This is a genomic window from Metabacillus kandeliae (assembly GCF_021166585.1).
Taxonomy (GTDB): domain Bacteria; phylum Bacillota; class Bacilli; order Bacillales; family Bacillaceae; genus Metabacillus_B; species Metabacillus_B kandeliae.
Genome location: NZ_JAJOZE010000021.1, coordinates 1 through 9,222, shown reverse-complemented (window position 1 = coordinate 9,222; position 9,222 = coordinate 1). Strand labels below are relative to the sequence as shown.

Annotated in this window: 11 protein-coding genes and 1 other RNA gene; 5 read left to right on the top strand and 7 right to left on the bottom strand. The window is 44.3% G+C overall.

Annotated features, from left to right (window positions below; genetic code table 11):
- Positions 1-203 precede the first annotated feature (203 nt).
- From LRR81_RS21025 to tadA, 7 genes are all read right to left on the bottom strand, one after another.
- A complete protein-coding gene (locus LRR81_RS21025; protein WP_231791379.1) occupies positions 204-470 on the bottom strand; it encodes a pro-sigmaK processing inhibitor BofA family protein in 267 nt (88 codons plus the stop codon).
- A gap of 69 nt (positions 471-539) precedes the next feature.
- Complete coding sequence (locus tag LRR81_RS21020; protein WP_231791376.1) at positions 540-758, bottom strand: YaaL family protein; 219 nt, start codon at positions 756-758, stop codon at positions 540-542.
- A gap of 13 nt (positions 759-771) precedes the next feature.
- Positions 772-1,368, bottom strand: coding sequence for a recombination mediator RecR (gene recR / locus LRR81_RS21015; protein ID WP_231791375.1), 597 nt, complete (start codon positions 1,366-1,368; stop codon positions 772-774).
- Between the two features lie 11 nt (positions 1,369-1,379).
- Positions 1,380-1,709 (bottom strand): YbaB/EbfC family nucleoid-associated protein, encoded by a 330-nt coding sequence (locus LRR81_RS21010; protein ID WP_231791378.1) that lies wholly within the window; start codon positions 1,707-1,709, stop codon positions 1,380-1,382.
- Positions 1,710-1,729: 20 nt separating this feature from the next.
- Positions 1,730-3,415, bottom strand: a complete 1,686-nt coding sequence (dnaX, locus tag LRR81_RS21005) for a DNA polymerase III subunit gamma/tau (protein ID WP_231791374.1) — start codon at positions 3,413-3,415, stop codon at positions 1,730-1,732.
- A gap of 134 nt (positions 3,416-3,549) precedes the next feature.
- An RNA gene (ffs, locus tag LRR81_RS21000) (signal recognition particle sRNA large type) lies at positions 3,550-3,815 on the bottom strand.
- A gap of 92 nt (positions 3,816-3,907) precedes the next feature.
- On the bottom strand, positions 3,908-4,366 hold the full coding sequence (tadA, locus tag LRR81_RS20995) for a tRNA adenosine(34) deaminase TadA (protein WP_231791377.1): 459 nt from the start codon (positions 4,364-4,366) through the stop codon (positions 3,908-3,910).
- Between the two features lie 163 nt (positions 4,367-4,529).
- On the opposite strand from tadA, the gene LRR81_RS20990 reads away from it, so the two are divergent.
- The 5 genes from LRR81_RS20990 to LRR81_RS20970 all read left to right on the top strand — a co-directional run bounded on the left by LRR81_RS20990 (position 4,530) and on the right by LRR81_RS20970 (position 9,220).
- Positions 4,530-5,837 carry a glycosyl hydrolase family 18 protein gene (locus LRR81_RS20990; RefSeq protein ID WP_231791373.1) on the top strand — a complete coding sequence of 436 codons (1,308 nt, stop codon included), beginning with the start codon at positions 4,530-4,532 and terminating at the stop codon, positions 5,835-5,837.
- Between the two features lie 230 nt (positions 5,838-6,067).
- Positions 6,068-6,703, top strand: coding sequence for a deoxynucleoside kinase (locus tag LRR81_RS20985; protein ID WP_231791372.1), 636 nt, complete (start codon positions 6,068-6,070; stop codon positions 6,701-6,703).
- A complete protein-coding gene (locus LRR81_RS20980) occupies positions 6,704-7,369 on the top strand; it encodes a deoxynucleoside kinase (protein ID WP_231791371.1) in 666 nt (221 codons plus the stop codon).
- A 109-nt stretch (positions 7,370-7,478) separates the two neighbouring features.
- Entirely contained in the window at positions 7,479-8,408 is a 930-nt protein-coding gene (locus LRR81_RS20975; RefSeq protein ID WP_231791370.1) for an ABC transporter ATP-binding protein, read from the top strand.
- A complete protein-coding gene (locus tag LRR81_RS20970; RefSeq protein ID WP_231791369.1) occupies positions 8,405-9,220 on the top strand; it encodes an ABC transporter permease in 816 nt (271 codons plus the stop codon). Before LRR81_RS20975 ends, LRR81_RS20970 begins: the two co-directional genes overlap by 4 nt.
- The last annotated feature ends 2 nt before the right edge of the window (positions 9,221-9,222 follow it).

Below are 9,222 nucleotides of genomic sequence, written 5' to 3'. Positions count from 1 at the left end.
ACTTGTTTGCCTCTCAAGAGGCGACTTGATTATCATAACATCTTGGCCGCTTGCTTGTCAACATGTTTTTTCGTTTCTTTGTTTCAGTTCATGTTGCGTCTTTAACAGCGACGAATAATAATATACCATCCATAGAAAATAGTGTCAACAGAAAATATAAAAAAACAAATGGGATCCCATTTGTTTTTTTACTCTGTCTGCATTTACGCTAATATGACGGTTTTAATCACAAGCAGTGCAGCTATTCCTGGCAGGCCAAGGATGCCTGAAATAGCTGATGTTGCAAGATTAATGGGAAGGTGAAGATTCATAGCTGCACCGGCTGCGTTTAATAAAAACAGGCAGAATGCTCCGGCCGTGATTTGGATCAGCAGCTTTCCCGCAAATTTCAGCGGCTTTGCTTTTGCGCCTGCTAAAAGCAGCAAAAGAATGCCTCCGCCCAAAATGGAAATGATGACAATCGGCTCCATTTCCTCACTCACTTTCCTTCATCCTTAGTACAAGCTTATGAAAAATGAGGAGGATTAGAACTTAAACTATTACCTGCTGAATTTGACGTTTCGATGCTTCGCTTCTTTCAGCAGATAAAAATATTTCGCTTCTGCTACCTTTAATTCGTACAGAACTTCAGGGGAGGGCTCCAAGCTTTTATCAATCAGCTGCTTCTGCCGGTTCCATTCGTTTTTGTTCTTGATGAGGTCGTCCATCAGCATTTGATTAAATTCTTTTCTAAGCCAGCCTTTTCGGCGAAATAGCATCGTATATCCCCCTTTATAGTTCTCTTCGTCCTTCAAGGGCTTTGGAGAGTGTCACTTCGTCTGCATACTCAAGGTCTCCGCCTACTGGCAGACCGTGGGCAATCCTTGTAATTTTAATGCCTGTCGGCTTAAGAAGCCGGGAAATATACATGGCCGTTGCTTCCCCTTCGATATTCGGATTGGTGGCAAGGATAACTTCCTGCACAGTGTCATCCTGAAGCCGCTTTAAAAGGTCTGGTATATTAATATCTTCCGGACCAATCCCTTCCATAGGAGAGATGGCGCCATGAAGCACATGATAAAGACCGTTGAACTCCCGCATTTTCTCCAGTGCAATAACATCCTTAGGGTCTTGAAGAACGCAGATAACGGATTTGTCCCTTCTCGGATCCTCGCAAATGTAGCAAGGGTCCTGATCGGTTATATGTCCGCAGATTGAGCAGTAAGTCAGATTCCGCTTTGCGCTGACAAGGGCCTTTGCAAAATCAAGCACGGTGTCTTCCTTCATGCTTAATACAAAAAAAGCCAGGCGGACGGCCGTTTTCGGGCCGATCCCCGGCAGTTTCATAAAGCTGTCAATCAGCTTTGAAATCGGTTCTGGGTAGTGCATGAATTCTCCTCCTAGAACATACCAGGCAAGTTCATTCCTTTAGTAAACTGCCCCATTGTATCCTGTGCAATGTCTTCCATCTTCTTAAGGGCTTCGTTCGTTGCAGCAAGCACAAGGTCCTGCAGCATTTCGATGTCCTCTGGATCAACAACTTCTTCTTTGATAACGATATCTGTTACCTGCTTCTTGCCGTTAACCGTAACAGTTACCATTCCACCGCCTGCAGTGCCTTCAACTGTTTTCTCTACAAGCTCTTCCTGAGCCTTTTCCATATCCTTTTGCATCTTCTGCATTTGTTTCATCATCTTTTGCATGTTACCCATGCCGCCTCCGCCACGCATCATATAAATCTCCTCCAATATCAGTCTTTTATTTCAATGAGCTCATCTCCGACCAGCTTTTTCGCTTCTGCAATCAGCGGGTCTTCTTCTTTCTGCTCGTTACTGTCATCATCACGCTGTCCCTGGATGAATTCTTCTCTTATTTTAACCCAATCCTGCTCTGGTACGCCAACCATTTCAACTGTTTTGCCCAGTAAATTTTGAAGAATTCCCTCCATATTGGTTCGAACCTGGTTATTGTTTTCTGCCACCATCTTGCAATGAATTTCATATTTGAATTTCAATACAAAGGCTGTGCTTGATGCAGCAACCGGTTCGCTGTCATTCAGCAAGGCTGCGTGCGACACTTTGTTTTGCTGCTTCAGGTAGTCCAATAGCTTGCTCCACTGATTTTTCAGATGGTCAAGGTCTTGTCTAGTGGCGTCCTTCAATATTTCTTTGATTCGGCCAATCGGCGTTTTGAACCCGCTCCTTATAGCCTTTGGCTGTTTCGGTTCGGCTGGGGCCGTTCCAGCTGCAGCCTGAACACCGTTCTTCTTCAGCTGCTGCAGCTCTGCTTCAAGCTGTTTCACTTTGCCTGAGAGCTCCATATAGTCATCCGGAAGCCTTGCTTCACTTGAAGAATAAGGTTGTGAAAGCTTAACCACCGCTACTTCAAGGAAAATCCTCGGGTGATTTGTCCATTTCATTTCCTGCTGGCTTTTGTTTAAAATTCCAATGACTTCATAGATCCGATCTGCTGTCATTTCATCTGCAAGAAGAGAAAACTCTTCATCGACCGAAATCCGTTCAAGCACTGACTCAAGCTTTGGCGCGCTTTTATATAGAAGCATATCTCTGAAATAATAGATAAAATCCTCTATAAACCTTGAAGCATCTTTTCCCTGATCCATTAAATCAGCCAGAGTTTTCAAGGCTTCCGCCGCATCACTGTTATAGATGGAACGGGCAAGCTGCGACAGCATTTTTTGGGAAACAGAGCCCGTAATTAACAGAGCATCATCCAATTCCACTTTATCGTCACTGAAGGAGATGGCCTGATCAAGAAGGCTTAAGGCATCCCGCATTCCGCCATCAGCAGCGCTTGCTATAACGTTAAGGGCTGCATCTTCTGCTTTTGTATCCTGGCCGGCCATGATTTCCTTCATGCGTCCGACAATTGCCCCGCTTGTAATCCGTTTAAGATCGAAACGCTGGCATCGGGAAATGATCGTGAGCGGTATTTTATGAGGCTCTGTAGTAGCTAGGATAAAAATGACGTGTTTAGGGGGTTCTTCCAGTGTTTTCAAGAGAGCGTTAAAGGCCCCCATTGAAAGCATGTGCACCTCATCCACAATGTAGACTTTATATTTAACTGCGGAAGGGGCAAATTTGACTTTATCGCGGATATCGCGAATTTCATCAACGCCGTTATTTGACGCTGCGTCTATTTCCAGCACGTCTGAAATGGAGCCGTCTGTAATTCCGCGGCAGGATGAACATTCATTGCACGGTTCTGCTGCAGGTGCCTTTTCACAGTTGACTGCCTTTGCAAAAATCTTCGCAACACTTGTTTTTCCTGTTCCTCTAGGTCCCGAAAACAAATAAGCGTGGGAAAATTTATTTTGGAGCAGGGCATTCTGCAGCGTGCGTGTAATATGTTCCTGTCCGACAACGTCATGGAATACTTGCGGCCTCCAAACGCGGTATAATGCCTGGTAGCTCAAAAAACGCCCCTCCTTCGATCTTCATCTCTTCCTATTATAACGCAGTCAATCTTCTTATTTCAAAATCATCGAGAAAGAAAACCTAAAGAAAAAACCCACTCAAATTGAGTGAGTTGAGTCTTATGTAATAACTGCCGTGCACCTTCCTTTGATTAGCAGCCATAGGCGTTACTCCAGCAGTTAGCTCAGCCCAGGCAACCCCGCGGCACATGTGAGCTTCCACTTAATGCTGCTTCCTTCCGGACCTGACATGGTTCATGGATTCACATTGCGCAGGACCCAGACGTCAACACCACTTACTAGAGGGCAGACCCTACAGTATACTAACCTAGGGAAGGGATTCGGCCTCGCTGGAGCGGATTGCGAGTACAGGGCACCGCTAATTCCCCGCTTAGCACGGCAAAATTGTTACCAATGTTAGGCGCTGTTTAACCAGCGCAATTTAAAGTATATACTCTTTTGGACAAAAAATCAATTTATCTCAGCTGTAAATTATTGTAATCGGCGTGCCTGCTTTTTCTTTTCTCTTAATGTACGGAAGAATTGACTCAGCATTTGGCCGCATTCTTCTTCGAGCACCCCTGCCGTTATTTCTGTCTGGTGATTAAAGCGGCTGTCCTGAAGGAGATTCATTAATGTTCCGGCACAGCCTCCTTTCGGATCAGCCGCACCGTAGACAACCCGTTTAATTCTTGAGAGGATAATGGCTCCTGAGCACATCGGACATGGTTCAAGCGTAACATACAGCGTTGTATTCTCCAGCCGCCATGTCCCCAGTTTTCTGCAGGCTTCGTCAATGGCAAGCATTTCAGCATGGGCAACAGACCGCTGTTCTGTTTCTCTAAGATTAAAACCGAAAGCTTGAGCTTCTCCTTCATGAACAAGCACTGCTCCAATCGGCACCTCTCCGATCGCTTCCGCCTTCTTCGCCTCTTCAATTGCAAGCTTCATAAAATACTCGTCTGTCACGTTCCATTACTCCGTTCCTGTATGATTAACCTTACTTTATAGGAAAGAAAACCATTCGTCAAAAAAGGACCAAAGTACATATTTAGCTGCTTCCCTTCATAATTTCTACCAAAGAGCTTTCTATAGAAGAAAGGAGGAATCAGCCATGCAGATTCATGTTGTCAAACAGGGGCAGTCAATCAATGAAATTGCCGGAATGTACGGCTCTACGGTAACGGATATTGTAAGGGCAAATGATCTTCCGAACCCAGACAGGCTGGTGATCGGCCAGACAGTGGTGATTCCGATTAAGGGGCAGTTTTATCTCGTAAAATCAGGGGACAGCTTTTACAGCATTGGTTCAGCATTTGGCGTTTCCGCTGAAACATTGGCCAAAATTAACGGACTTGATCTGAATAAGCCGCTTAAGCCGGGAGACCGCCTTTACATACCAGAGGCCCCAAAAAGAAAAGCAGAAGTAAACGCCTATATCGAACCTGCAGGAAACGAAGTCAGCCCCGCTTTAGAGGAAAGAGCACGGGAGGCAGCCCGTTCGCTTACCTATCTCGGCCTTTTCAGCTTTCGGATCAATCCAGACGGTACGCTAAAGGAGCCGCCGATCGGCCGCTTAAAGGAAATCGCCGACAGCGAAAATGTGACGCTGATGATGATTGTCACCAACCTTTCTGATGAAGGCTTCAGTGATGAAATCGGCCGGATTGTTCTGAATGAGCAGGCTGTTCAAAACAAAGTGCTTGATAACATTGTTGCCGCAGCTAAAAAATACGGCTTCCGCGACATTCATTTTGATATGGAATATTTGCGCCCAGTTGACAAAAAAGCTTATCTTCGTTTTCTCAGAAGAGCAAAAGAGCGGTTTAAAAAAGAAGGGTGGCTCATTTCAGCTGCTCTCGCTCCCAAAATTAAAGCCGACCAAAAGGGCAAGTGGTATGAAGCCCACGATTATAAAGGCGTAGGGGAAATTGTTGATTTTGTTGTGATCATGACCTATGAATGGGGCTATAGCGGAGGACCTCCCCTTGCTGTTTCACCGATCAATCCTGTTAAACAGGTGCTGAATTATGCACTGACCGAAATCCCGGCAAATAAAATTATGATGGGCCAGAACCTGTATGGATATGACTGGACGCTTCCTTATAAGCCAGGAGGAGAATTTGCAAAAGCCATCAGCCCTCAGCAGGCGATTCTGATTGCAGCCAAATACAACGTACCGATTGAATACAGCGAGAAGGACCAGGCACCTCATTTCACATATAAAGATGAAAATGGGAAAGATCATGAGGTCTGGTTTGAAGATGCTAGATCGATTCAGGCAAAATTCGACCTGATTAAACAGCTGAAGCTCAGGGGCATCAGCTACTGGAAGCTCGGCCTTCCGTTTCCTCAGAACTGGCTGCTCATCCAGGAAAATTTCGAAGTGGAGAAAAAAACACCAGTGCAGCAAATGGGATAGCCTCTCATTTGCTTTTTTATATTCTAAATCAGGAGCAAAATTTTACCGAAAACTAATCCGCAAAAACGGAAGACACTATGGTAAAATAAGCCTTGTCTGTTTTTAAAATTCATTGTTTTTCATCATCATTCGACATTAACAAGGCGAAAGTATCTGTACCGTCTCCGCACATGGCCGTTAGCGCCATTCTCCGACGTTAACAGCTATTTTTACTTAAAGGAGGACCAGCCATGAATACGACGCCCTTCATAACTGTGGAAGGACCGATCGGGGTAGGAAAAACGTCCCTTTCCAAAGCGATCTCAGAACATTACCAATATCAGCTGCTGCGGGAAATTGTAGACGAAAACCCCTTTTTAGGAAAATTCTACGAAGATATTGAGGAGTGGAGCTTTCAGACAGAAATGTTTTTCCTCTGCAACCGGTATAAGCAGCTGGAAGATATTAATGAGTACTACTTAAGCAAACAGAAGCCTGTTGTGGCAGATTATCATATATTTAAAAATCTTATTTTTGCTAAGCGCACACTGAAGGAAGCACAGTACGAGAAATATATACAAATTTATAACATCCTGACTTCTGATATGCCAAGGTCGAACTTTATCGTTTATCTGACGGCAAGCCTTGAAACACTCCTTAACCGGATTGCCATGAGAGGCAGAGAAATTGAAAAGAAAATTGAACCAGCTTACCTTGAACAGCTATCAGCTGATTATGATCTTGCGATGGACCAGCTGGAAAAAAAACATCCGGAAACGCCGATTATCCGGCTTGATGGGGACAAGCTTGATTTTGTCCGCCGTCCGGAGGATCTGACGAAGATTCTTGCGATGCTCGATACCCATTTGAAAAAAGGAGTTAACTGAATGAACCCCCGTGAAAAGTATAATATTCCAAAAGATGCTGTAATAACGATTGCCGGAACGGTCGGAGTCGGCAAATCAACGATGACCAACGCGCTTGCTTCTTCGCTGAACTTCCGCACGTCCTTTGAAAAAGTTGATACAAACCCATATCTGGACCACTTTTATTCGGACTTTGAGCGCTGGAGCTTCCATCTGCAGATCTATTTTCTGGCTGAGCGCTTTAAAGAGCAAAAGAAAATTTTTGAATATGGCGGCGGTTTTATTCAGGACAGGTCGATTTATGAAGATACAGGCATTTTCGCCAAAATGCATTACGAAAAGGGAACGATGACAGAGGTCGATTACGAAACGTATACGAATCTTTTTGAAGCGATGGTCATGACACCCTATTTCCCGCATCCTGATTTGCTGATCTATCTTGAAGGAAGCCTTGAAGTTATCCTTGAGCGCATTAAAAAGCGCGGGCGTCCAATGGAGCAGCAAACCCCCATCTCCTACTGGGAAGAAATGCATGCCCGCTATGAAGCATGGATTAATCACTTTAACACCTGCCCTGTTATGCGCCTGAACATCAACGATTACGATATATTAGAAGACGGCTCTATGGATGACATCCTTGAAAAAGTAGGAAAGTTTATCAGCCAATCAAGACAATTCAAGAAATAATCTTTGTTTTTCTGATAAAATAACAGAAAGATGTATAAACCTGCCATAATCTATGGTAGGTTTTTTTATGGGGGAAACTTCCAGAACCTACTTAAAAGGAGGAAATTCAATGGCAGCAGCCACTCTCAAAGTGCAAAACCTGACTAAAAAGATCGGCAGCAAGACCATCGTGAAGGATGTCAGCTTTGAAGTGCAAAATGGTGAAATCTTTGGGCTCTTAGGACCTAATGGAGCAGGAAAAACTACGATCATCCGGATGATTGTAGGACTGATCAAGAGAACTGAAGGAAAAGTAATGATTCAATCCTTTGATCTTGATGAATCTTACAGGGAATCCATGAACGAAATTGGTGCGATTGTTGAAAATCCGGAATTTTATAAATATATGAGCGGCTACAAAAATCTCAAGCATTATGCCCGCATGTCTCTGAAAAACATTTCAGAAGAAAAAATCCTGGAAGCCGTCCGCCTCGTTAAGCTTGAAAAAGCGATACATAACAAAGTCAAAACCTATTCTCTCGGCATGAGGCAGCGGCTCGGTGTCGCACAGGCGCTCCTCCATGACCCTTCTCTCTTAATATTGGATGAACCGACTAATGGTCTTGATCCTCAAGGGATGAAGGAATTCAGAAATTACTTGAAAGAACTGGCTAATGCAGGCACATCAGTCCTTGTATCTTCCCATTTGCTTGCTGAAATGCAGCTGATGTGCGACCGCTTTGCCATTATTGAAAAAGGCGTCCTCACTCATATTTCCACTATGGAAGAAACGGCAGAGGAAGGAAACAGAGAGGTCATGTTTACAATCGGAGAAGAGGGTATGAAAACAGCACTGGCGTTTTTGGAGAAACGGGAACAATCCGTTACAGAAGCCGCGCCAAATCAGTTCGTGCTGTCTCTTCCATATGAAGACATCCCACTCATTTCAAAAGAACTGATTGAGCTGAATGTCCGTCTGTATGAAATCAGCCCTGTGAAAAAAAGTCTGGAAGACCGGTTCCTTGAGCTGACAAGAGAGAAGGAGGGGACGTTAGCATGATTTCTTTAGTAGAAAACGAGTTCATTAAGATTTTTTCAAGAATTTCTTCGTGGGTGTACATGATCATTCTGACAGTTATGCTGTTTGCCGGAGCGCTGCTCATGAAGATTGTGCTTGGGCAGATGATGCCGGAAAGCCCTCCAACAAATTGGGAGTATATGGAGCTGGTTGTTCCGTTTGTTGCCTCCTTTGTGACTCTGTTTACCGTTATTGTCGGAAGCGGAAATGTCGCGGCTGAATTTTCGGACGGCACGATCAAACAGCTCTTAATCCGGCCTTATCAGCGCTGGAAGATTCTTTTATCAAAATACATTGCCATAACCCTTTACTCTGCGATCCTGCTTGTTTTGCTGCTATTTTTTGGATTTGTTTTCGGCCTGCTGTTTTACGGGGTAAGTGATTTTTCAGCAGAGAGCAAAATTGTCAGCTCCATGAACGGGAATCCGACAGGAGGGATTGGAAAACTCTTTTTTTATCACTTCCTTCTTTTCATTCCAAGCCTGCTGATTGTCACCTCGTTCGCCTTTATGCTCTCCACTCTGTTCAGGAGCCAGGCAGTAGCTGTAGGGCTCGGAGTTTTTATCCTGTTTTCTTCCTCTACAGCCGGGCAGGTTATTTCGCTCTTTATGAACAAGTACCAATGGATGAAATTTTTGATTTTCCCGCACTTGGATTTAACGAAGTATGCGGTAAGCCCAGTGATTATGAAGGGAATTACGCTGCCTTTTTCCCTCAGCATCCTGCTCATTTACTATGTCATTTTTATGGCGCTCACCTTTATTTTTTTCCAAAAACGTGATATCAGCATATAAGA